Source organism: Microbacterium thalli, assembly GCF_028737325.1.
Taxonomy (GTDB): domain Bacteria; phylum Actinomycetota; class Actinomycetes; order Actinomycetales; family Microbacteriaceae; genus Microbacterium; species Microbacterium thalli.
This window is the reverse complement of the sequence record NZ_JAQZCH010000001.1, coordinates 1,111,895-1,134,766: the sequence shown is the minus strand read 5'-3', so window position 1 is coordinate 1,134,766 and position 22,872 is coordinate 1,111,895. Positions and strand designations below refer to the sequence as shown.

24 protein-coding genes are annotated in these 22,872 nt (G+C 71.7%); 8 read left to right on the top strand and 16 right to left on the bottom strand.

Annotation, left to right across the window (positions count from 1 at the left end):
- Nucleotides 1-561, top strand: a complete 561-nt coding sequence (locus PUW82_RS05520) for a phosphorylase family protein (RefSeq protein ID WP_274221290.1) — start codon at nt 1-3, stop codon at nt 559-561.
- Here the strand turns inward: PUW82_RS05520 and PUW82_RS05515 are convergent.
- The 5 genes from PUW82_RS05515 to PUW82_RS05495 form a co-directional block, all read right to left on the bottom strand.
- Entirely contained in the window at nt 549-731 is a 183-nt protein-coding gene (locus tag PUW82_RS05515) for a hypothetical protein (protein WP_274221289.1), read from the bottom strand. The two genes, PUW82_RS05520 and PUW82_RS05515, sit on opposite strands and share 13 nt — an antisense overlap.
- 9 nt (nt 732-740) lie before the next feature.
- A complete protein-coding gene (locus PUW82_RS05510; protein WP_274221288.1) occupies nt 741-3,731 on the bottom strand; it encodes an AAA family ATPase in 2,991 nt (996 codons plus the stop codon).
- The gene (locus PUW82_RS05505) at nt 3,728-4,876 is read right to left on the bottom strand and encodes an exonuclease SbcCD subunit D (RefSeq protein WP_274221287.1); all 1,149 of its coding nucleotides are present in this window, start codon (nt 4,874-4,876) and stop codon (nt 3,728-3,730) included. The genes PUW82_RS05510 and PUW82_RS05505 overlap by 4 nt, the downstream gene beginning before the upstream one ends.
- Nucleotides 4,877-4,937: 61 nt before the next feature.
- Complete coding sequence (locus PUW82_RS05500; protein WP_274221286.1) at nt 4,938-6,401, bottom strand: MFS transporter; 1,464 nt, start codon at nt 6,399-6,401, stop codon at nt 4,938-4,940.
- A 10-nt stretch (nt 6,402-6,411) separates the two neighbouring features.
- Nucleotides 6,412-7,344, bottom strand: coding sequence for a LysR substrate-binding domain-containing protein (locus PUW82_RS05495; RefSeq protein WP_274221285.1), 933 nt, complete (start codon nt 7,342-7,344; stop codon nt 6,412-6,414).
- A gap of 71 nt (nt 7,345-7,415) precedes the next feature.
- Here PUW82_RS05495 and PUW82_RS05490 point away from each other — a divergent pair, with 71 nt between their 5' ends.
- Nucleotides 7,416-8,366 (top strand): DMT family transporter, encoded by a 951-nt coding sequence (locus tag PUW82_RS05490; RefSeq protein WP_274221284.1) that lies wholly within the window; start codon nt 7,416-7,418, stop codon nt 8,364-8,366.
- Nucleotides 8,367-8,378: 12 nt separating this feature from the next.
- Here PUW82_RS05490 and PUW82_RS05485 read toward each other — a convergent pair whose 3' ends face one another.
- The 4 genes from PUW82_RS05485 to PUW82_RS05470 all read right to left on the bottom strand — a co-directional run bounded on the left by PUW82_RS05485 (nt 8,379) and on the right by PUW82_RS05470 (nt 9,712).
- Nucleotides 8,379-8,693 (bottom strand): DUF2277 domain-containing protein, encoded by a 315-nt coding sequence (locus PUW82_RS05485; RefSeq protein WP_274221283.1) that lies wholly within the window; start codon nt 8,691-8,693, stop codon nt 8,379-8,381.
- 41 nt (nt 8,694-8,734) lie between these two features.
- The gene (locus tag PUW82_RS05480; protein ID WP_274221282.1) at nt 8,735-9,097 is read right to left on the bottom strand and encodes a hypothetical protein; all 363 of its coding nucleotides are present in this window, start codon (nt 9,095-9,097) and stop codon (nt 8,735-8,737) included.
- On the bottom strand, nt 9,094-9,321 hold the full coding sequence (locus PUW82_RS05475) for a hypothetical protein (protein ID WP_274221281.1): 228 nt from the start codon (nt 9,319-9,321) through the stop codon (nt 9,094-9,096). Before PUW82_RS05475 ends, PUW82_RS05480 begins: the two co-directional genes overlap by 4 nt.
- Before the next feature lie 94 nt (nt 9,322-9,415).
- Entirely contained in the window at nt 9,416-9,712 is a 297-nt protein-coding gene (locus PUW82_RS05470; protein ID WP_274221280.1) for a GNAT family N-acetyltransferase, read from the bottom strand.
- Between the two features lie 448 nt (nt 9,713-10,160).
- Between PUW82_RS05470 and PUW82_RS05465 the strand changes: the two genes are divergently transcribed.
- The 3 genes from PUW82_RS05465 to PUW82_RS05455 are packed head-to-tail and all read left to right on the top strand — an operon-like array spanning nt 10,161 to nt 12,156.
- Nucleotides 10,161-10,868, top strand: coding sequence for a winged helix-turn-helix domain-containing protein (locus PUW82_RS05465; RefSeq protein WP_274221279.1), 708 nt, complete (start codon nt 10,161-10,163; stop codon nt 10,866-10,868).
- A 46-nt stretch (nt 10,869-10,914) separates the two neighbouring features.
- Nucleotides 10,915-11,895, top strand: a complete 981-nt coding sequence (locus PUW82_RS05460; RefSeq protein WP_420792722.1) for a DNA-3-methyladenine glycosylase family protein — start codon at nt 10,915-10,917, stop codon at nt 11,893-11,895.
- A gap of 42 nt (nt 11,896-11,937) precedes the next feature.
- Nucleotides 11,938-12,156 (top strand): hypothetical protein, encoded by a 219-nt coding sequence (locus PUW82_RS05455; protein WP_274221278.1) that lies wholly within the window; start codon nt 11,938-11,940, stop codon nt 12,154-12,156.
- A 29-nt stretch (nt 12,157-12,185) separates the two neighbouring features.
- On the opposite strand, the gene PUW82_RS05450 is transcribed toward PUW82_RS05455, so the two are convergent.
- The 7 genes from PUW82_RS05450 to PUW82_RS05420 all read right to left on the bottom strand — a co-directional run bounded on the left by PUW82_RS05450 (nt 12,186) and on the right by PUW82_RS05420 (nt 19,922).
- Nucleotides 12,186-12,944, bottom strand: a complete 759-nt coding sequence (locus tag PUW82_RS05450) for an iron ABC transporter ATP-binding protein (RefSeq protein WP_274221277.1) — start codon at nt 12,942-12,944, stop codon at nt 12,186-12,188.
- On the bottom strand, nt 12,941-13,957 hold the full coding sequence (locus PUW82_RS05445; RefSeq protein WP_274221276.1) for an iron chelate uptake ABC transporter family permease subunit: 1,017 nt from the start codon (nt 13,955-13,957) through the stop codon (nt 12,941-12,943). The genes PUW82_RS05450 and PUW82_RS05445 overlap by 4 nt, the downstream gene beginning before the upstream one ends.
- Nucleotides 13,950-14,921: an ABC transporter permease gene (locus PUW82_RS05440; RefSeq protein ID WP_274221275.1), complete on the bottom strand. Its 972-nt coding sequence runs from the start codon at nt 14,919-14,921 to the stop codon at nt 13,950-13,952. The genes PUW82_RS05445 and PUW82_RS05440 overlap by 8 nt, the downstream gene beginning before the upstream one ends.
- Nucleotides 14,922-14,968: 47 nt before the next feature.
- Nucleotides 14,969-15,958 carry a siderophore ABC transporter substrate-binding protein gene (locus PUW82_RS05435; protein ID WP_274221274.1) on the bottom strand — a complete coding sequence of 330 codons (990 nt, stop codon included), beginning with the start codon at nt 15,956-15,958 and terminating at the stop codon, nt 14,969-14,971.
- A gap of 197 nt (nt 15,959-16,155) precedes the next feature.
- Nucleotides 16,156-18,210, bottom strand: a complete 2,055-nt coding sequence (locus PUW82_RS05430) for a S9 family peptidase (protein WP_274221273.1) — start codon at nt 18,208-18,210, stop codon at nt 16,156-16,158.
- A 25-nt stretch (nt 18,211-18,235) separates the two neighbouring features.
- Complete coding sequence (locus PUW82_RS05425; RefSeq protein ID WP_274221272.1) at nt 18,236-19,066, bottom strand: aldo/keto reductase; 831 nt, start codon at nt 19,064-19,066, stop codon at nt 18,236-18,238.
- A 52-nt stretch (nt 19,067-19,118) separates the two neighbouring features.
- Nucleotides 19,119-19,922, bottom strand: coding sequence for a Cof-type HAD-IIB family hydrolase (locus PUW82_RS05420; RefSeq protein WP_274221271.1), 804 nt, complete (start codon nt 19,920-19,922; stop codon nt 19,119-19,121).
- A 119-nt stretch (nt 19,923-20,041) separates the two neighbouring features.
- On the opposite strand from PUW82_RS05420, the gene PUW82_RS05415 reads away from it, so the two are divergent.
- Genes PUW82_RS05415 through PUW82_RS05405 form a run of 3 tightly spaced genes read left to right on the top strand, consistent with a single transcriptional unit; the run spans nt 20,042 to nt 22,841 of the window.
- Entirely contained in the window at nt 20,042-21,310 is a 1,269-nt protein-coding gene (locus PUW82_RS05415; protein ID WP_274221270.1) for a sensor histidine kinase, read from the top strand.
- Nucleotides 21,298-21,975, top strand: coding sequence for a response regulator (locus PUW82_RS05410; protein ID WP_274221269.1), 678 nt, complete (start codon nt 21,298-21,300; stop codon nt 21,973-21,975). Before PUW82_RS05415 ends, PUW82_RS05410 begins: the two co-directional genes overlap by 13 nt.
- Complete coding sequence (locus tag PUW82_RS05405) at nt 21,972-22,841, top strand: hypothetical protein (RefSeq protein ID WP_274221268.1); 870 nt, start codon at nt 21,972-21,974, stop codon at nt 22,839-22,841. Before PUW82_RS05410 ends, PUW82_RS05405 begins: the two co-directional genes overlap by 4 nt.
- Nucleotides 22,842-22,872: the final 31 nt, after the last annotated feature.

Below are 22,872 nucleotides of genomic sequence, written 5' to 3'. Positions count from 1 at the left end.
GTGCGGCGTCTCCTCGTCGTCGCTCACCGCGACGAGCTGGTCGGTTTCCCCGCGGAGATCCCGGGTTTCGACATCCTGCTGACCGGTCCCGGCAAGCTGCTCGCCGCGTACGAGCTCACGCGCGCGCTCGACCGCACGCCCTACGACGAGGTCGTCGTGGTCGGGACCGCGGGTGCCGTAGCGGGAGCGGTCGGTCCGGGCATCTACGAGGTGGGCGCCGCCGTGCAGCACGACGTGTTCGACCTCGCCGGGGTGCGCGGCCGGCACCTGTCCATGCCCGAACGGGTTGAGACCGGAGCCGACGGGGTGACGATCGCGACGGGCGACGTCTTCGTCGATGACGCCGAGGCCGTCGCGCTCATCCAGTCGCTCGGCGCACAGCTGGTCGACATGGAGACCTTCGTCTACATCTGGGTCGCTCAGCGTTTCGGCATCCCGATCCGCGTCCTCAAGGCCGTCTCGGACGACGCTCAGGACGGCGCGACGACGGGGTGGGATGACGCGGTCGCGGCGTGCAGTGCCGCCCTCTACGCCCGGGTCCGCGAGGACTACGGCGTCTGATCGCCGCGCCGCACGAAAAGACGGCGCAGCAGCAGGTAGACGACCAGCGCCACCACGGCGACGAGGCCGAGCTTGACGGCGAACACCGCGAGGCGCAGCACGACGTCGACGACCACCCAGGCGATGGCGATCGCGGCGATCACTCCGACGACGGTCCAGAAAGTCCTCACGAGACCATTCTAGCCGTCGGCGCTGCGCGCATCCTGGCGGATGATGCTCGGCCCCTCGCGCGTGGCCTCGACCACGATCTGTGCGGCGAGCTGCTCTTTCATGCCCTCGACGTGGCTGATGACGCCCACCGTGCGACCGCCGGAGCGCAGCTCGTCGAGGGTCCGCATCGCGAGATCGAGCGTCTCGGGGTCGAGGGAGCCGAAGCCTTCGTCTACGAAGAGCGTGTCGAGCCGGATGCCGCCGGCACGGCTGGTGACCACTTCGGCCAGCCCCAGCGCGAGCGCGAGCGACGCGAGGAACGTCTCGCCCCCCGACAGCGACTGTGGTGAGCGAAGCCGGCCCGTGTGCGCGTCGAGCACCTCGAGCGACAGCCCCGACGCGGCCCCGCGTGCCTGCAGGGCGTCGCTGTGGTGCAGGGTGTACCGCCCCGACGACATGTCGCGCAGCCGCAGGTTCGCCGCCGCCACGATCTCTTCGAGCTCGGCCGCGAGCACGAAGGTCTCGAGGTCCATCTTGCGGGTGTTCGGCGCCCGACCCGCGACGGTGTCGGCGAGCCGGGTGACCGTCGCGGTGGCGTCGGCCTGCTCGGCGACGGCGGCGAACGCGGCGTCGATCCGGTCCAGCAGATCACCGAGCCGGTCGGCGGCGTTGACCGCGTCGCGGTGAGCGGCGATCGCGGTCGCCCGCGCAGTGTCGGCGCGCAGCACCTCGGCTGCGGATGCGTCGAGGTCGGGCCGCTCATCGCCGATCCCGGCGGCCGCCAGCTCGAGCTCGAGCAGACGGGCCCGCGTCGCCGCCAGGTCGGCGTCGTACTCCGACCGGCGCTTCTCGAGCCCCGCGAGCTCGGCGGCGGGCACGAGCGCCGCCCGAACCGCGTCGACGTCGGCGAACTCGGATGCCGCCACCCGTGCGTCGAGGTCGACCCGCGCGGCGGTCGCCGCGCGCTCGCGCTCGGCGACCGCCGCGCGGGCCTCGCGAACGCTGACGGCGAGATCACGACGCGACGTGGCGGCTGCGAGACGCTCATCGACGCTGGCGAAACCGCCCCGCGCGGCCACGAGCTCGGCTTCGAGACGCGAGATGGTCGCGGCGAGCACGGCGGTCTGCTCGCGGGCATCAGTCATTGCGGCGTGCAACCGCTCGCGCTCGGCGTTCACCGCGGCATCCAGCTCGTCGAGGGCGGTTCGGCGCTCGACGAGTTCCCGCGCGCGCTGCGCGGATCGCTGCGCGATCGCGAGGGCTTCGTCGACCTCGACGAGCACAGCCGCGAGGTCGTCGGCCGAACGGCCAGCGGCACGCGCCACCGCCGCCGCGTGGTCGAGGCGGAGACGCCGCGCGCGGTCGCCGGCGTCGCGCGCAGCCTGCAGAGCCGCGTCGCGGTCGGCCTCGGCGGCGGCGAGGTCGTCGTCGCCGACGGGGTCGTCCGCGGCGGGGGCGGGGTGCGGATGCTCGGTGCCGCCGCACACGGGGCAGGGCTCGCCCTCGACGAGGCCGCTCGCCAGCTCACCGGCCCGCCCCGCGAAGCGCCGCCGGAGCAGGTTCGTCACCGACGCGGCGGCGCGCTCGGCCCGTTCGCTGGCCTCGACGTAGCCGGCCTCGGCGGCCGCGGCCTCGTCGTCGAGCACAGCGGCGTCGCGGGCGGCCGCGCTCTGCTCTCGGAGCTCGTCACGACGCAGCCGCAGGTCATCGACGCGTGCCCCCTGCGCCGACACCGTCGCGAGCTCGTCGTCGATGCGCTCGCGCTCGGCGGGCACTCGAGCCAGCTGTTCGTCGAGGGCCGAGGACTCGGCGGCGAGGCGGCTCGTCGTCTCGTCGAGCGCTGCGGCGCGGGCGGCCGCCTCGCTGAGCTCATGCTCGCGCTCGGCGGCATCCGAGCAGCGTGCGATCTCGCCCGTGAGGTCGTCGATGATCGTCGCGAGGTCACCGGCGGCATCGCCGCCCGCGTCGATCCACAGCGCGTCGGCGGCCGCAGCAGCACCGCGGAGGGCGTCGAGAGCCTCGCTCGCGCGCTCGGCTGTCTCGAGCGTCGCCCGCAGCGTCTCAGCGGCGCGGGCGCGCTGCACGCGGTGTGCGAGCTGGGCCATCTGCGGCGCCTCGTCGTCCAGCCGGGCGAGTCGAGCGCGGGCGGCGGTGAGGTCGTCGAGGGTGCGCGCTCGCTCGACGAGCTCGGCGTGGGCCGCGGCGGCGCGGGCGTGGGCGGCGTCGGCCTGCTGCTGCAGCTCGGCGGTCTGCTCGACCCGGTAGGCGGCCCGCTGATGCGCCCGCGCCGTCGCGTCACGGCGCGCGGCCACATCCAGAGAGGGCGGCGCGCTGTCGTCGCCCCCCGCGTCGCCTGTCGCCGCGGCCTCGGCGAGGTCGAGCAGGGTGCGCGTCTGATCGCCGGCCGCCTCGAGCTCGCGCTGGGCGACGCGACGACGCTGCTCGAGGTCGTCCTTGTACTGCTCGAACCTGCGCGTGCCGAAGAGGGTGCGCAGCAGCTGCTGGCGCTCGTCGTTCTTCGCCAGCAGGAAGCGCGAGAACTTGTTCTGGGCGAGCAGGATGACCTGCTGGAACTGCTGCGCGTTCAGCCCCAGGACCTCGTCGAGCAGCAGCGCGACCTCACGGGGCTTCGCGGCACGACCCACCCACACGTCCCCGACGAGCTCATCGAGCTCGGCGCGCGCAGGTTCGGTCGTCAGCTTGTCGCCACGCTTCGCGGGCCGCTCGTAGTCGGGCGCCCGCGTGACGCGCCAGCGGCGGTCGCCGACGGTGAACTCGAGCCGAACCTCGGTGGGGTCACCGAGGAAGCTGTGGTCGCTGCGGAGCCGGCGCTCGCCGTTCTCGTAACGCGGCACCGACCCGTACAGCGCGAAGCTCACGCCGTCGAGGATGCTGGACTTGCCCGCGCCGGTGCGTCCCGAGATCAAGAAGACACCGTCGCGCTCGAACGCGTCGAAGTCGACGGCCTGGCGTTCGCGGAACGGTCCGAAGCCGGTGAGCTCGAGCCGGTGCAGCTTCACGCGAGCGCCTCGACGCGCACCCGCTCGTCGAGCACCTCGCCGAGCAGTTCGCGCTCGCGATCATCGGCACCCGCGCCGTCACGGACGTGGACGAGGAACGCCTCGACGAGCTCGGCGTCGCTACGGGCCGCGCGGACCCGTTCGACGTACGTTCGGCTGTCGCGCTCCCCCGTCTCGGCGGGCAGGTGCACGACCTTCGCGCAGTAGGGGAAGCGGGCCTGCAGGCGCCGCATCGGATCGCGCTCGGGCAGGGCGTCGGTGTACTCGACGCAGACCCACGCGTCCTCATGCTCGGCATGACGGGGATCGTCGAGGATCTCGGCCAGCGGCGCGCGCAGCGTGACCACGCGCCGCGGCACGGGCAGCTCGAGCCACTCGGCACCCGCGAAGCCGTCCGCGTCGAGCTGGATGAGCCACGATCCGCGGGGCTTGTCGCCCTCGCCGAAGCTGTAGTGCATCGGAGCGCCCGCATACCGAACGTGCGGAGCGAGCTGCTGCCGCCCGTGGATGTGCCCGAGCGCCATGTAGTCCACGCCCGCGAACGTCTGCAGCGGCACGACGTCGAGACCGCCCTGCTGGATGTCGCGCTCGAGGTGCGGGGTCGGTTCGACACCGGCGGCGAAGCAGTGCGCGACCGCGACGGAGCGCCCGCCGCGCCGCGCGAGGTCGTCGCGGACGCGCCCCATCGCCCGGTCGAGCACCGCAGCCTGCGAACGCGCCTCGGGCCAGAGGTGACGCAGCAGGGCCGGCTCGAGATACGGGATGCCGTAGAAGTGCACCGGGCCCGCGGCATCCGGGATCGTGATCGGCGTGCCCACGGCTGCCGGGTCGGTCAGCACGTGGATGCCGTCGCGCAGCAGCCCCGCCTGGAAGCCCAAGCGGGCCGCCGAGTCGTGGTTGCCGCTCGTGACGATGACCTGCGCGCCGGCGTCGGCGAGGCCGCCCAGCGTGTCGGTCAGCAGGGCGTAACAGCCTGCCGCCGGGGCGGCCGAGTCGAAGACGTCGCCCGCGACGATCACGACGTCGACGTCGTGATCGCGCACCTGGTCGGTGAGCGCCTCGAGCACGCCGCGCAGCGCATCGAGCGTGGAGTGACCGTGGAAGGTCCGCCCGATGTGCCAGTCGGAGGTGTGCAGGATCCGCATACGAACGAGGGTAGGAGAGGCCTCCGACATCCCTCGCGCGCCCCGCGGGGAAGGCCGAGAGTCAGGCCTGTCGCGCACGACGCCGGCGGGACGCGAGGTCGACGACCCCGAGCACGAGCGCGACCGAGAGGAACAGCCCGACTGACATCATCCCGAACGCATAGGCGTCGTGGTAGACCTCGAGCGTGGCCGCCCCGCTGCCCTCTTCGCGGTACACCGTCGAGTAGAACAGCGACAGCGCCACCGCGGTGCCGACGGCCGTGCCGATGCGCTGCACCAGCTGTCCCACCGAACCGGCGAGTCCGCCCTGCTTGACGGGGATCTCCGCGAGCGTGAGCGTCTGGTTCGGCGAGATCACGAGTCCGCCGCCGAAGCCGCCGACGGTCAGCACCGCCGCCATCGCGAACTCGACGATGCCCGGCGGCACGAAGAAGGCGACGAGGGCGAGCGCGACGACGGCCGCGAGCATGATCGCCAGTCCCCACACCACGAGGGGCCGCCCGATGCGAGTGACCACGCGGCCGCCGACGTACGACGCCGCCGCGCTGGCCACCGCGAACCCGATCGACACCATCCCGGCGAAGACCGGCGCCAGGCCGACCCCCAGCTGCAGGAACAGCGTCGTCAACAGGAACATCGCCGGCAGCGCCATGAAGTAGACCGCCTGGATCAGCGTGCCGTTGCGGTAGGACGAGATCGAGAACAGGCTGAGCGGGACCAGCGGGTGCTTGCCGGATGCCGCGTACCTCCGCTCCCACCACACGAACGCCGCCGCGAAGACGCCGAACGCCACGAGCAGCCACCACCGCTGCGGGTTGTCGTCGGGAGACCCGGTCGTCATGAGGAAGGGTGCCATCAGGGCGACGATGACCACCCCGAACAGCAGCAGGCCGACGGGGTCGAGCTGCAACCGCGTCGGTCGGGACTCGCGGGTCTTCGGCAGGAGCCAGATCACGCCCGCGAGCACCGCGATCGTGAGCGGGACGTTCATCCAGAAGATGTAGCGCCACCCGTCTTCCGCGCCGCCCAGAGCGATCATGAGTCCGCCGAGCGTCGGGCCGAACGCGGTGGAGATGCCGATCGTCGCGCCGAACAGACCGAAGGCGCGACCGCGTTCGGCGCCCTGGAACATCTCCTGCGCGAGGCCGATCACCTGCGGCATCTGGATGCCGGCGGCGACGCCCTGCACGAGGCGCGCCGCCAGCAGCGTCGAGGTGTCGGGGGCGAGCGCGCACACGATGCTCGTGATCGCGAACAGCGTCAACCCGATCAGGAACAGCGCCCGACGGGAACGCTGATCGCCGATGCGTCCGGCCGGCACGAGCGTCAGGCCGAAAGTCAGAACGTATCCGGAGACGATCAACTGCAGCTCCGTCGAGCCGGCGCCGAACGCCTGCTCGATGGAGGGGAGCGCGACGTTGACCTTCGTCAGGTCGAGGATCGTCAGTGCCGCCACGGCCACGCAGACCCAGAAGGCCCGCCACCGCTGGTGCACCGACAGCGGGATGCTGGCCGTGTCGCTCATCGATGCCAGGCTATGCCCGTCGGCGCGGACGAGGGTCGGGCTTGCGCTCCGTCGCGTCGGAGGTGACCTCCCGAAGTGCCGCCAGGACGGCGCGGACAGCGCCGCGCGCGATCGCGTCCGGACGGGCGAGGACGTCGACGTGCCGCGCGAACGGGGCGCCGACGATCGGACGCAGCACCATGCCGTCCACCGCGAGGGGTGCGGCGGTCGTACGGGGCATCACGGCGAGAGCGGCACCGGCGCGCACGACTTGGGCGGCGACCGAGAACTCATTGATGCGGTGCTCGATGCGGGGGCGCTGGCCGATCAACGCGCCGAGATGGGCGAGCACCCCGGCGAGGGGGAAGTTCTCGTGCGTCGAGATCCACCGCTCGTCCCGCAGCTGCTCGGGGCGGATGTCCGGGGCCGCCGCGAGGGGGTGGCCTGCCGGCAGGGCGACATCGAGCGGCTCGACGAGGAGCGGGGTGACCACCAGCCGCCGCGTCGGCCATTCCGGATCGTGGGCGAGACGGTGGGCGATGACGAGATCGTGGTCGGCGGTGAGGCCGGCGAACTCGTCCTGCGCGACGTCGGCGTCGACGAGCGACACCCGCGGGGTCCCCCCGAGGAGGGCGAGGAGCGGCGCGAAGAAGGCCAGGCCGGCGCTGTGGAAGGCGGAGACGCGCACCGGCTGTTCGTCCTTGCCGAGGTACACCGACACGGCGTCGTGCGCGTCAGCGAGGGCCTGCTCCACGCGCGACGCCGCGGCGGCGAGCGCTTCTCCCGCGTCGGTGAGCACCAGCCGACGCCCCTGCTTGACGGTGAGAGGGACCGCCACGGCCGCCTGGAGCGCGGCGAGCTGCTGCGAGACGGCGGACGCGCTCACGTGCATCGCTGCGGCGACGGCGGCGACGCTGCCCCGGTCGCCGAGTTCGCGCAGCAGCCGAAGGCGGGCGGGATCCATAAGCTGTCCTTAAACGTCGATCAAGGAAGTGCCCGTTGCTCTTCCGTATTCATCCTCCGAAGACTAGCGTCATGCTTTCTCGCTTCCGCTCGGATCTCGTCGTCGACGCCCTCCTGCTGTGCGTCGCTCTGGTCTGGGGGGCGAGCTTCCTCGCCGCCAAGGACCTCGCCGAGCAGACCGGGGTCCCCGCCGCGATCGCCCTCCGCTTCCTCATCGCCGCGGCGGCGACGGCGCTCCTCTGTCTTGCGCGACGGGAGCGCCTTCCCCGGGGGCGCGGCCTGGCCATCGCCGTCGCGCTGGGCTGCTCGCAGGCCGCCGTCATCGGGCTCGAGACGTGGGGCGTGCGCCTGACGTCGGCGACCAACGCGGGACTGCTCATCAGCCTCGCCCTGGTCATGACTCCCGTCCTGGAAGGTCTCGCACTGCGGTCCTGGCTGCCCCGGTCCTACTTCGTCGCTGCGGTCGCGGCCGTCGTCGGCGTCGCGCTCCTCGTCTCCGACGGCGGCCTGCGCGCACCCGCGGTCGGCGATGGCCTCGTCATCGCCGCCGCGGTCGTCCGCGCGCTGCACGTCACCGCGAGCGCGCACCTCACGCGTGGGCGGGCTGAGAGCTCGCTCGGCGTGGTGCTCGTGCAGCTGATCGTCTGCGCTGCGGTGTTCGCCGCCGCGGCCGGCCCCGACCTGCCCGGCGCTGCGGCGCGGCTCAGCCCGGCCGGCTGGGCGAACGTCCTCTTCCTCGGGCTCTTCTGCTCGGTGTTCGCCTTCGTCGTGCAGTTGTGGGCGGTGCGGCGCACCTCGGCCTCACGGGCGAGCATCCTGATGGGCACGGAGCCGGTGTGGGCGCTGCTCATCGGCGTCGTCATCGCGGGCGAACCGATCGGGGCGCTCGGGCTGTGCGGCGCGGTCCTGATCGTCGCCGCGAGCTACGCGGGCCAGGCCATCGAGCGACGCCATCGACTGCGCACACCTTCCGAGGCGGGAACGCACGAGGGCGCCCGGCCGAACGTGGGAACGTCGACCTGAGCGGCCCCGCCCTCAGGGCATCGCCCGCGCCGCGCGCTTCTCGTCCTGGTATCGACGGATAGCCTCGTACCGGTCGGCCGAACGCGCCTGGCGCTTCGCGGCCTCATCCTCGCGGCGTTTCGGCGGCGCCGAGGTCACGAGCGCATCGACGAGCACGCGGGTGGCCACGGCGATATCGGCGACCGCGTTCGCGAAGGCCTCCTCATTGACGCGCGAAGGTTTCGTCGTCCCTGCGATCTTGCGCACGAACTGCAGCGCCGCATCGCGACACTCCTCGTCGGTCGCGGCCGGGTCGAGGTTGTTGAGCGGCACGATGTTGCGGCACATGCCAGCACCCTAGGCGGGCACCGTGCCGCGCAACAGCCCCGTCAGGCGCCGGTGGTGAGGTCGTCGATGATCCGCGCGACCTCAGCGTCATCCAGATGCAAGCCGACCTGATCGAGCCGCTGTCGCACACCCTTCTCGACGACCGCGGGGCTCTGACCGGTGAGGTCGGCCCGCAGCTGCGCCTTCAGCCCGTCGAGCCGCTCGCCGTCGTCGGTGGTGTGCATCGCGAGCGCGGGGCCGTCCTGCTCCCCCGTCGCCGAGACCGGCGTGTCCTCCTTGGGCGGGGTCACGTCGCCTTCGGTGCCCGAGGTCGTCGACCGGGTGCCACCGCGGCCCGTCTCAGGTGCGTCCTGCGTCGCGGAGTCCGAGACGCTCGTGTCGATCTCGTCGGCTTCGCCGCTCATCGCTCGTCCTCCGCCTGCTCGTCGGTCACCAGATCGGGGTCGAGACCCTGCTGGATCTCCGCACTCTCGACGAAGCCGTCGGGAGTGTCGCCGTCGGGGGTCGGAGCGGCGTCCGCGGGGGTGTCGGCGTCGCGCACGGCGTCGTCCTTCGCCTCGCTCGCTGCCAGCGACGTCGCACCGGCGCCATCGGGATCGACGACGCCTTCGGGTAGATCGCGGTTCATGTCAGTCTCCATCGGTCGGGGAACCAGTCTCGGGCCGCCGTCCGCCGGGTCGCACCGTCTTGACGCGCACGAGACGATGTGTCATCCGGCCCGGTCACGACTCCCGGCGTTGCAGGATGCCGGCACGATCGGGGTTCGCCGCGAACCAGTCCGCCACGTACCAGCAGACCGGGCTGACCGTCCGGTCCCCCGCGGCCTCGAGCTCGGCGACCGCCCGCGCGACGACCTCGCCGGCGTAACCGTGGCCGCGGAACGTGGGGATCGTGTACGCGCGCGTCAGTGCCACGGTGCGCCCGTCGTCGCGATAATCGAGCACGCTGACGAGGTCGTCACCCCGGTGCAACGCGTAGCGGGAGGCATCCTTCTCATGGGTGAAGGTCAGATCGCTCATGAGCCCACGCTACGCCCGGCGCTCACCCGCGAGGCGTGCGGGCCGTCGATCTCGGAGCGATCACGCAGGCGCGCGTTCTGTCACTTTTCGTCATCGAAGAACGTCGACCGCCGGTGTGTTTGACACACGCGGACACGCATCGTCATAATCGACCCCATGACTGACTTTGCACGCACTCTGTCCGCCCGGGAGGCGAACGGAACCGCTGACATCATGATGATGTCGCAGCGTGCTGTCATGTGTTGCCGAATGTGCCGCTGACAGGTGTACCCCGCCTGATCCTCCGCCGCTTCTGAACGCGGCCGCGGATCCCCGAGCTCCGGCGCAACGGCCCACAACGCCGCATCCGGATGCTCGATCACCGGCCCCCGCTGGGCCGCACGCAACGCACATCCGAACCCGCTCACCGGCCGCAGGCCCGGGTTCACGTTCCGAGGACGAACCTCTCATGTCGAACACCGCTCTCCTGACCTCCGTCGCCCCCGCTCGTCACCTCCGCGCCGTCGACACCGCTCCGGCAGCCCCCGCCGCACCGGCCGTCGCACCCGCCGGATCCACCGCCCCGCGCGGTTTCGCCCTGTACGTCGGCATCGACGAGGCCAAGGCCGCCGTCGACGGTGTGTCGCTGTCGACGCTCGTCGAGGCGCTGCGTCGCACGCTCGGCGAGCTCGCACCGCACGCCGAGACCTACGCGACCGTCGCGCTCGCGCCGACCGGGGCCGGCGGACGCGACGTCGACGTCGTGCGTCTGGCGCTCCACGAGCCCAGCGCCGTCGCGCGCACCAAGCAGGACGAGCCCGCCGACGACCACGTCCCCGGCGGCGTCACGGTCGACATCTCGCGCAAGCGCGTCTTCATCGACGGCGAGTCCGCAGCGTTCACCTTCAAGGAGTTCGAGCTGCTGCAGTACCTCGTGCTGCGCGAGGGCCGCACGATCGAGCGTTCCGAGCTCGTCGACTCGCTGTGGAACAACGGCGGCGACGAAGAGGCCCCCGGCGAGCGCACGATCGACGTCCACGTCCGCCGGCTGCGGGCCAAGCTCGGCCGCTACGAAGACATCGTCCGCACGGTGCGCGGTGTCGGCTACCGCTTCGACCGCCACGCCGACGTCGTCATCCGCTACGGACACGGCACGCCGTCGCCCGACCGCTTCTGACGCCCGCGCCCGCCGGATGTCGGAGGTTCCGACGTAGGGTGTCGGCATGAGCGCGGTCACGACGGGACGGATGCCGCGCCGTCGCGCACCCGAGCCGCGCGACCCCCGTCCGACCATGGAGCGCCCACTCGAGACGGAGTACCGTCCCGCCGTGCCGATCGATGCACTGCGCGCGGTGCGCGATCAGCAGCACGGCGCCCATGATCCGACGATGACGATCGTGGGCGACGTACTGTGGCGCGTGAGCCGCACTCCCCAGGGAATCGCGACCCTCGCGCTGCGCATCGGACGCTCCCGGGTCCGTGCGGCCGCTTGGGGTCCCGGCGGCTCATGGGCACTGGATCAACTCCCCCGCCTCTGCGGCGCCGACGACGAGCCCGCGGATTTCGACGGGTCGCGGCATCCTCTGATCGCCGACATCCACGACCGCAACCCCGGGCTGCGTCTGGGCGCGACGGACCTCGTGTTCGACGATCTGGCGAGCGCCATCTTCGAGCAGAAGGTCACCGGCCTGCAGGCCTTCGGCGCGTGGCGTGCGATCGTCGCGTGGTACGGCGAGCGCGCTCCGGGGCCGACGCCGCGGCCGATGTTCGCGCCTCCGGCCGAGTGGCACCTGATCCCGAGCTGGGCCTGGCACCGCGCGGGGCTCGAGCCGCCCCAGTCGCGTACCGTCGTCGCTTCGGCCCGGCGGCGCGCTTCGATCGAGCGAGCCGTCGCGGCCGCTGCGGACGGTGACGATCGGGAGCGCATCCTGACCTCGCTGCCCGGGATCGGCCCATGGACGTCGGCCGAGACCCGCATCCGGGCGTTCGGCGACCCCGACGCGGTCAGCGTCGGCGATTACCACCTGTGCCACACCGTCGGCTACGCCCTGACCGGGCGACGGGTCGACGACGACGGAATGCTCGAGCTGCTCGAACCCTGGCGCGGACACCGGCAACGCGTCATCCGTCTCATCTACGCCGGCGGGGTCTTCGAGCCCCGCCGCGGTCCGCGGCTGCATCCCGAGGATCATCGCGACCGATGATCGAGGCTGACCCCGACGGCTGTTCCGCTTAGGCTGGCTCGCATGGCGACACGCGGCTGGCAGCGAGGACACACCTACTGGGCGCTGGGCGCGGCGCTGGTGTTCGCGCTCGGCATCCTCTTCGGCCTCGTGATGGACAACGTCTGGCTCGGGCTGGTCCTCGCCGCCGCGATCTCGGTCGGATGGCTCATCGCCTACGAGTCACGGCGCGGCCGCAACGACGGCGTCTACGACCGCGACGACGACGGCGCCCGGCTCTGACCCCGCGGCTTCCCTGAAGGTCTCGGCGGTCATCGGAAGTACACCGCGAGCGGATAGGCGCCCCCATCGCGGATCTCGATGGGCGTCTCGAACACCGGCTCGAGCACGTCCGACCGCATGATCTCGGCCGGTGTGCCCGCGCACGCGACGGTGCCGCCCGTCAGCGCGACGATGCGGTCGGCGTAGGCAGCGGCGAAGTTGATGTCGTGGATGACCACGACGACGGTCTTGCCCAGCTCGTCCGCCGCCCTCCGCAGCTGACGCATCATCGCCACGGCGTGCTTCATGTCGAGGTTGTTCAGCGGCTCGTCGAGCAGGATGCACTCGGTGTCCTGCGCGAGGACCATCGCGACGTAGGCGCGCTGACGCTGACCGCCCGAGAGCTGATCGAGGTAGCGGTGCGAGAGGTCCTCGAGGTCGAGGAAGCGCAGCGCCTCGTCGACGTGTCGCCGGTCGAGGTCGGTGAGGCGCCCGCCCGAATGCGGGAACCGGCCGAAGCCGACGAGGTCGCGCACCGTGAGCCGGGTGACGAAGTGATTCTCCTGCCGCAGGATCGACACGACCCGCGCGAGGTCGCGGCTCGGGGTGCGGGCGACATCGAGCCCGCCCACGGTGACGGTTCCCGTGGTCGGCTCCGTCAAGCGCCCGACGATCGTCAGCAGCGTCGACTTGCCCGCGCCGTTCGGGCCGACGAGCGCCGTGACGCCGCCCGCGGGGATGTGCAGGTCGACGGGTCCGAGTACGCGCAGTCCGCCGTAGGTCTTGGTGACGTCGGTGAGCGTGATCACAGCGAGCCCTTTCGCAGCAGGTAGACGATGAAGAACAGGCCGCCCGCGAACTCGATGATCACCGTGAGCATGCCGGCCGCGTAGAACACGTGCCGCATCACGAAGGAGCCGACGAGCAGGGTCGCCATGCCCAGCAGCCCCGCGAACGGCAGGATGACCGCATGGCGCGACGACCCCGCGAGCTGATAGGCCAGGGTCGCGACGATGAAGCCGAGGAACGTGAGCGGTCCGACGAGGGTGGTCGAGACCGAGATGAGCACCGCGACGAGGACGAGCAGCACCGTGACCTCGCGCTTGTACGCGAGTCCGAGGTTTGTCGCCGTCCCGCGTCCGAGCGTCAGCACATCGAGCCGGCGTCGCCGCTGCCAGACGATCGCGAGCACGACGGCGACGATCCCCGCCGCCCACGGTAGGTACTCGGGGTTCGAGTTGCTCAGATTGCCGAACAGTCGCGCCGAGAGCAGATCGAAGTCGCTCGGCGTCAGCAGACGCTGCATGACGCTCGCGAGCGAGCCGAACCCCACCCCGAGCACGATGCCGATCAGCAGCATGATGTGCAGATTTCCGCGTCTGCCGGCGAAGAGCCAGCCGTACAGCAGCGTCGCGAAGCCGACCATCAGGGCGCTCTGCAGGGCGACCTTCGCCAGACCGTCGGTCGCCGACAGCGCCGCTCCCCCGAAGAAGAACACCAGGGCCGTCTGCATCACGACGTAGAGGGCGTCGAAACCCATGATCGACGGGGTGAGGATGCGGTTGCCGGTCGCCGTGTGGAACAGCACGGTCGCCACGGCCTGGCAGCATGCGACGATCGCCACGGTCGCGACGCTCGTCAGGCGCAATTCGACCGCGAGCCAGTACCCCCGCTGCGCCGGATCGAGCGGGATGTTCCAGGTGAGCAGCATCAGCGCGGCCGCCGCCACCACGACCGCGAGGACGACGAACCGCAGCCAGACCCGCGGGGCGCGCGTGGCGACCGCCGTCGATGCCGGCGCCGCGGCGACGACGTCAGCCATGGGCACGCTGCCGGAGGAGGAGGGCGATGAACACGGCGGCTCCGAGCACGCCCAGGATCATCGAGACGGGAACCTCGAACGGCATCCGGATGACGCGACCGACGATGTCGCACACGACGATGATCGCCACGCCCCCGAGGCATACCCACGGCAGGTTGGCGCGCAGGTTGTCACCGCGCCACATCGAGACGAGGTTCGGGACGATGAGGCCGAGGAACGGCAGGAAGCCCACGACGACCGTGGTGACGCCCGTCGCGACGGCCACCAGCGCGGTGCCGAGCAGCAGCACGCGGTCGTAGTCGACGCCGAGGGTCGTGGCGACGTCCTGCCCGAGGCTCGCGGCGGTGAGACGGTCGGCGAAGAGGGCGACGAGGACGACGACGATTCCCACGATCCACAGCACCTCGTAGCGGCCGCGCACGACCGAGGTGAAGCTGCCCAGGAACCAGGTGCCGAGCATCTGGAGCGCGTTCGTGCTGACCGCCAGGTAGGTCGTGAACGAGGACACGACGGCGCCGAGCATGATGCCGATGAGCGGCACGATCAGCGACGAGCGCAGTCGGATGCGGCGGAGGATCGCGAGGAACACCAGCGTGCCCGCGAACGCGGCGACACTCGCGAACGTCATCCGTACGATGAGCGGCGACTCGGGCATCAGCAGCACCGCGACGAGCAGCCCCAGCGCGGCCCACTCGGTCGTGCCGGTGGTGGTGGGCTCGACGAACCGGTTCTGGGTGAGCAGCTGCATCACCAGGCCGGAGACGGCCATTGCGCATCCCGCCAGCGCGAGGGCGACGGTGCGGGGAACGCGGGTGATCCAGAGCATCTCGGCGCCGAGGTCGCCGGCGCGCAGGTCGTAGACGCCGACGAAGAGCGAGCACACGACGAGAGCGGCGACGCCGAGCGTTGCCGCCGGAAGCGCGAGGCGCTGTCTCGGGCGAGGAGGAGCGGTGAGAGTCGTCATGACGTGACGCGGTGCCCCGGCCGCATCAGCCGGGGCACCGCGGGTGATCACTCGGCGGCGGCGAATGCCGTCGCGATGTCGCTGTACAGCTGGGTGTAGGCCTGGATGCCCTCGTCGAGGTAGAAGCTCGGGTCGAGGTACACGACCTGGCCCTTCTGCACGGCGGGGACGTTCTTCAGCGCCTCGGAGCCCTCGACCAGCTCCTTCGCCGCGACGTAACCGTCTTCGCCGAACATCGCGTCACGGTCGAGCACGATGAGCCACTCGGGGTTGGCGGCGGCGATGGCCTCGACGCTGATGTCGTCGCCATGCGACGCGTTCTCCGCGCCGCGGTCGATGCCGGGCACCAGGCCGAGCGTGGGGAACACAGCCCCCACGCCTCGACCCTCGCCGGGCGCCGCGAAGGCGATCTTGCCGCCCGAGGTGATGAGGCCCACGACGGTGTCGGTGCCGTTGTACGCGCCCTTCGCGTCGGCGACGGCCTGGTCGAGCGCGTCGGCCAGCGCGGCAGCATCCTCTTCGCGGTCGAAGACCTGCCCCAGGATCTCGACCTGCCGCTTGAGCTCGGCGATCTGCTCCTCGCCGTCGCGCGGGCTCGTCTCGATGGTCGCGGGCTGGATGGCCGTCAGGTCGTCGTAGATGTCGCGGAACCGGTACCCGCCGACGATGAGGTCGGGCTGAGCCGCGATGACGGCCTCGAGGTCGGGCTCGCGGTGCAGGCCGACGTCGAGCACGTCCTCGCCGCCCGAGAGATTGGGCCAGAGGTCGTACATCAGCGGCTTGGGCGCGGCCACGAGGTCGATGTCCCAGTCGCTCAGCGTCTGGAAGGTGGTGTTGTCGAGGGCGACGACGCGCTCGGGTGCGACCGGCACCTCGATCTCGCCGTGGTTGTCGGTCACCGTGACCGTCGTGGGTGCCGGGGTGGTCTGCTCCGCGGCGGGGCTCGCGTTCGACGCGCATCCGGCCAGCCCGAGGGCGGCGACGAGGGCGATCGAGACGAGGGCGGGTCGACGGGTGCGGGCGAACGAATGGGTCACGGTGATGCATCTCCTGGTGCGGTGCGGATCGAGCGGATGCCGGTGCGACAGCACCCGACATAGGTAAGCCTAACCTTCCTAGGCGACCCGTCCGCAACCCCCTGCTCGATGCCGGCAGCCCCGCAACACGGCTCCCCCCGACAGGAACAGCCCCTCCCACGCGGGAAAGGGGCTGCTTCCGTCAGGTGAGCGAACAGCTAGGAGCCCGCCGGCAGGTTCTGCTCGAGGAAGGCGAACACCGTCTCGTACCAGACACGCGCGTTCTGCGGCGAGAGGATCCAGTGGTTCTCGTCGGGGTAGTACAGGAACCGGTGGGGGCTGGTGCCGTCGGCCGCCGCGTGGTGCTCGTTGAGGTCGGCCCACAGGCGCAGGCCCTCGCCGATCGGCACCCGGTAGTCGCGGTCGCCGTGGATGACCAGCATCGGCGTGCGGATGTCGCGGACGAAGCGATGCGGCGAGTTCTCGGCCGCCCCCTCGGGCGTGAAGATGCTCTGCCAGTACGGCGCGAAGTCGGTCGTGCCGCTGAACTGGTCGAACGCCCAGAGGCTGGCGTGGGTCACGATCGCGTCGAAACGGTCGGTGTGCCCGGCGATCCAGTTCGCCATGTAACCGCCGAACGATCCGCCCATCGCCGCTGTGCGGCTCTCGTCGATGTCGTCGCGCGCGACGACGGCGTCCGTGAGCGCCATGAGGTCGGTGTAGGGCGCGCCGCCCCAGGCGTTCCAGCCCCGCGCGATGAAGTCGAGGCCGTACCCGGTCGACAGGGCGGGATCGGGCAGCAGCACGGCGTAGCCGCGGGCGGCGGCGAGCTGCGGGCTCCACCGCCAACTCCACGCGTTCCAGCTGTTCACGGGTCCGCCGTGCACCCACAGCAGCAGCGGGGCGGGGGTGGCGGCATCCGCTCCGTCGGGCAGCACCAGCCAGCCGCGCACCCGTGCGCCGTCGCCGGCGGTGGTCTCGACCTCGACCATGTCAGCCGCGGTGGGCGGCAGCGGCGCGGGGCTCGCGAGGGGCGTCACATTCGACGCGGAGACGCGCACCGGATGCGGCGGCGTCATCCAGTTCGAGCGCAGCGCGGTCAGATCGCTCGACCCGGAGATCGTCTCGACGTGCGTGTACGCGAAGTCGTCGCTCGTGAGCTGCTCGACCGCTCCCCCGTCCACCGGCACGCGGAACACCGGCCCGCGTCCGTCGTGGTCGGCCGTCACGATGAGCGCGGCGTCGTCCTCGGCGAAACGGATGCTGCTGGGCCAGCGGTCCCAGCCGTCGGCGAGGCGTCGCGCGTCGGAGCCGTCGAGGGCGCTGACCCACAGCTCCTGGTCGGCCGGGCCGGCGGGGGTCGACTTCTCGGTGCGGACGTAGGCGATGCGGGCGCCGTCGTGGCTGACGACGGGCATCTCGAGGTCGACGTCGACCTCGTCGCGCACGATGCGCTGCTCGCCCGTGCCGGTATCGACGGCGACGAGACGGAAGCGGGCATCACGGCCCTGCGGCTCGCGCAGCGCGACGACGAGCGTCGCGCCGTCGGGAACGAGCGCCATGCCCGACGCGGATGCCGCCCGCCCGCGCACCAGGATGCGGGGACGCGGCAGACCGGCCGGGTACGGCTCGTCGGCGGCATCCGGCTCCCCCGTCGCGACCGCCTCGTCTGCGGTCGCGACGACCGCGGGTGACTCGGCGAGCTCGTGCAGGTCGAGCGAGAGCAGCACCGGCTCGTGCGGGCCGAGATCGTGGTCCCAGTACCGCACGGGGTAGGTGTCGTGGATGATCGCGCTGACCTTCCGCTTCTTCCGCTCCGCGCGCAGCCGGGCATCGGCCTCGATCGTCGTGGCCTCGGGCAGCAGCGACGACGCGACGACGATGCGGTCGGAGTCCGGCGCGGTCGTGACCGCCGCCACTCCCCCGGCCAGGCGCGTCACCGGCCGGGCCTCGCCACCGGTTGCGGGCAGCAGCCACAGTTGCGCCGGGGTGTCGTCGGCGGCGTCGTTGTCGGGGCGGCCCGAGACGAACAGCAGATCGCCGCTCGAGGTGAACACCGCTCCCGATTCCCCCGTGGTCGAGCGGGTGAGGCGCCGCGGCGTCCCGGTGCCGTCCGCGGGGACGACCCACAGCGAACGCTCGTACGCGGTGCGGTCCTTCGTGAGGGTCGCGACCGTGAGCACGACGCGCGACCCGTCGGGCGAGGTCACGTCCGCGTCGATGCGGGGAAGAGCGAAGTAGTCGTCGAGGGAGGCGAACGGCGTCGTCGTCATGCCTCCACGCTATCTTCCGCTCGGATCACATCTCCTCGTGCGTGTCGGGGTCGCCGTCCCACAGGCGGCCGCGCTCGAGCGCCGAGATGGCGGCGATCTCGTCACCGGTGAGCAGGATGTCGAACACGTCGGCGTTCCGGCGCTGGCGGACGGGATCGGCGGACTTGGGGATCGGCGTCGACGACAGCATCGTGTGCCAACGCAGCACCACCTGCGTGCCGGTCGCCCCGTGGGCCGCGGCGATGTCGGCGATCACGGGCTCGGCCAACAGCTCGCTGCGTCGGGCGAGCGGGCTCCAGCTCTCGGTGCGGATGCCGTTCGCGGCGTGGAAGGCCCGCAGGCCGGCCTGGGGGAAGTAGGGGTGCATCTCGACCTGGTTCACGGCCGGAGCGACCCCGGTCTCGTCGATCAGGCGCGCGAGCATCGGCTCGGTGAAGTTCGAGACGCCCACCGACCCGACCTGGCCCTCGTCGCGCAGCGCGAGCATGGCCCGGTAGGTGTCGACGTACTTGCCGTGCGCGGGATTCGGCCAGTGGATGAGGTACAGGTCGATACGCTCGACGCCCAACCGCGCCAGCGACCCCTCGGCGCTGCGGATCGTCTCATCGAACCCGTGATCGCGGCCGGGCACCTTCGTGGTGATGATCAGCTGGTCCCGGATGCCGCTGCGCCGCACCGCCTCGCCGACCTCGGTCTCGTTCTCGTAGTTGACCGCCGAGTCGAGCAGCCGGTAGCCGGACTCGACGGCCGCGACCATCGCGTCGACGCCCTCGGGACCGCGGAGGTTGTAGGTGCCGAGCCCGAGCTCGGGGAAGTCGGTGCCGTCGTTGAGCGTGACCGTGGGAATCGTGACCATGCGCACACGCTACGCCCGTCGGGTCGGGGTCGGAGAGGGGTTGCGCCCGCTTTCAGCGGGCGAGGAACTCCTCGATCACCGTCAGCACACCGGCCTCGGTGTGCGAGGGCGCCCGGTAGCGCGCGACCGCGGCGACGTCGGGGTGCGCCTCGGCCATCGCATACGACCAGTGGGCCTGCTGCAGCAGCTCGAGGTCGTTGAGGTAGTCGCCGAAGGCCATGGTCTGCTCGGGTCCGATGCCCATCGCCTCCTGCAACCGCCCGAGGGCGCGCCCCTTGTTCACGCCGCTGTTCATGATGTCGACCCAGTGCTGCCCCGAGACCACGACCTGGTGCGTTCGCCGCAGGTCCAGCATCTCGGGGGCGACGGAGTGCTCGGCGATCGCGAAGTCGAAGATCGCGAGCTTGAGGATCTGATCGTCGACGACGGTCAGATCCTCGACGATCTCCAGCTTCGCGTAGTACTTGTCGGCCTCGGCGTGGAAGGCGTCGTCGGCGCGCTCGATGTACGCCGAGCGCTTGCCGCACACGACGAGGCCGAGGTCGAGGCGGTCGAGGCGGCGCACCCGGTCGATGACGGTCGCCGCGAACTCGGGGGCGACGGCATCCGAACTGACCTCGACGCCGTCCCGCATCACGTACGCGCCGTTCTCGGCGATGTAGTCGAGCTCCCCGGGAGCCGAGGCGAACTGTTGCTGCAGGGTCGCGAGCTGACGGCCGCTCGCCGGCGCGAAGGCGATACCCCGTTCCCGCAGCCGCGGTAGCAGGCGCCAGAGCCCGTCGGGGATGCGTCCCGACGCGTCGAGGAGCGTTCCGTCCATGTCGACGGCGATCAGGCGGATGTCGGGGGAGGTCATCGTCCCATCCTCGCCGACGCCGCTCGACGCCACCTCCTCGTCCGGCCGGGGGTTAACCCGAATGCGAGTCTCCGGCCCGCTCGCCTGTGGCCGACCGGCGTCGGTCCTAGCGTGGAGGCATGACCACCGCTGTCGATACTCCAGCCCCGCCATCACGCGGCGTGCGCGTGCTGCGCCCGCTCGCCGCTTTGGCCCAACTCGTCGCCGTCGGGTTCGCCGGCATCGCGGCGTTCACCGTGCTGCTGACCCTCATGACGACCGGCATCGGGCTCGTACCCGTGCTCGGCATCGGCCTGCCGCTGCTGGTCGGTTTCGTCTACGGCCTCTGGCTGCTGGGATGGCTCGAGTACGCCCGCGTCGACGGTCTCTACGACCTCGGTCTGCCGGCGCTGCCCCTGCGTAGCAGCGGCCGACCGGGCTTCGGCGGCTGGCTGCGCACCGTCTGGCTGCAGTTCGTCGACGGCCGGATGTGGCGCGGCGTCGCCCACGCGGCGATCTCTACCGTGCTCGGCCTCATCGCCCTCACGCTCTTCTCGTTCCTCGCCGCGGGCATCGCGCTGCTGTTCGCCCCGCTCTACGCCAACGGCCCCGTGACGATCGCGAACACGTGGGTGCGCGTGCCCGTCGAGGCGACGGTGCTCGTCGGCGCCCTGACCGCGGTCATCTCGGCCGCCCTCCTCGTGGGCATCGCCCTGCTGCACGGCATCCTCGTGCGGGCCGTGCTCGTCCCGTCCCGCGAGGCGCAGCTGGCCGAAGCCGCGCGCACCGCCGGTGTCCAGCGCGAGGGAGCCGTCCGCGCCAGCGAGGTCGAGCGCACCCGCATCGAGCGCGACCTGCACGACGGCGTCCAGCCGCGCCTGGTCTCGGTGGGCATGACGCTGGGGCTCGCGCAGCAGAAGATCGACGACGACCCGGATGCCGCCAAGCAGCTGCTCGCCGAGGCGCACACCTCGACGAAGGCCGCGATCACCGAGCTGCGCCAGCTCGCCCGCGGCATCCATGCCTCGGTGCTGGACGACCGGGGGCTGGATGCCGCACTGTCGGCCCTCGCCGCCCGGTCGCACGTGCCGGTGAGTCTCGACGTCCGCGTCGACGAACGCTGCAGCCGCACGACCGAGGCCGCGGTCTACTTCGCGATCGCCGAGTCGCTGACCAACGCGGCCAAACACTCGCGCGCCGCCGACTGCCGTGTCGTGGTCCGCCACCGCGATGACCACACCCTGTGGGCGCGCGTCGAGGACAACGGCGTCGGCGGGGCTCGCGTCATCGCCGGCGGCGGACTCGACGGCATCATCAACCGCATCACCGCTGCGGGGGGCACGACACGCCTCGACAGCCCCGCCGGCGGCCCGACGTCGCTGGAGGTGAGCGTCCCGTGCGCATCCTGATCTGCGAAGACTCGGCGCTGCTGCGCGAGGGCCTCGTTCGTCTGCTGGCCGACTCCGGCCACGACATCGTCGCCGCGGTCGCCCACGCCGACGGACTGGGCGCGATCGTCGCCGACAGTCGTCCCGACCTGTGCATCCTCGACGTGCGACTGCCCCCCACCTTCACCGACGAGGGCATCCGCGCCGCGCTCGCCTTGCGCGCCGAGAACCCCGAGCTGCCGATCCTCGTGCTCAGCCAGTACGTCGAGGAGCGCTATGCCAGCGAGCTCATCACCTCGCACGGGGCGGCGCTTGGATACCTGCTGAAGGACCGGGTCGCCGACGTCGCCGAGTTCGTCGCCACCGTCGAGCGCATCGGCGAGGGCGCGACCGTCCTCGACCCCGAGGTCGTCGCGCAGCTGCTGACGCGGCGTTCCCGCGACGAGCGCCTCAGCCGGCTGACCGAGCGCGAGCGCACCGTGCTCGCGCTCATCGCGGAGGGCCGCAGCAACCAGGCGATCGCCGCAGCGATGTTCCTCAGCGAAGCGAGCGTGGAGAAGTACATCACCTCGCTCTTCCAAAAGCTCGGCCTCGAGCAGGACGAGCACGGCAACCGCCGTGTGCTCGCCGCGCTCGTCCACCTCGAACACGGCGGCTCGCAGCCGCAGAACGGAGCAGTGCGATGAGCACGACACTCACCCCGCCGACGACACCGCCCACCCCGCCGGCTGAGCCGCCGCGGCCCGGCGGACAGCAGCCCGCTCCCGCCTCCGGCGCGCGCGCGATCGCGATCCTCACGGCGGTCGCCGGCGGAGCCCTCATCCTCGGCGCGATGGGCACCGGCGTCCTCTCCACCGTCTCGAGCGGCTCCGTCGAGACCTCCACGGCGACGGCGGAGACCGGCGGGGTGACCGCACTCGCGGTGGACACCTCCGCCGCGGACGTCGAGATCTCATTCGGCGACGTCGACGAGGCGACGCTGACGGTCACCGGCGTGCGGGGCGCGGACGCGTGGCAGCTGGCCCGCGACGGCGACATCCTCGTCGTCGATTCGGAACGCGACTGGTGGAACGGCTGGAACACATGGGGCGACATCTCGCGGGCGACCCTCGTCCTGCCCGCCGAGCTCGCCGGCGTCGACGCCGAGCTGCGGGTCGACGCGGGCCAGCTGCGCGTCGAGGGTGATTTCGGGGCGCTCGCCCTGCGCGTCGACGCGGGCTCGCTCGACGCGGTCGGCTCGGCGACGACGCTCGACACGAACGTCTCGGCCGGCCGGGCCTCGATCGAGCTCGACGGCGTGACGGCAGCCACGGTCTCCCTCAGCGCGGGGCGTGTGACGGGCTCGCTCACCGGCACCCCGCCGGCATCCGTCACCGTCGATGCCGAGGCCGGCGCCGTGGACCTCACGCTGCCGCGCGGAAGCTACGCCGTCGACACGCGACGGGATGCCGGGAACTTCACGAACGGGCTGACGGAGGACGCGACCTCACCCCACCGCGTCGACGTGCGGGTGTCGGCGGGCTCGGTGAGCCTGCGTCCCGCGGTCGGCTGAGGTCGGGCTGATGCTGGAAGATCCCTATGCG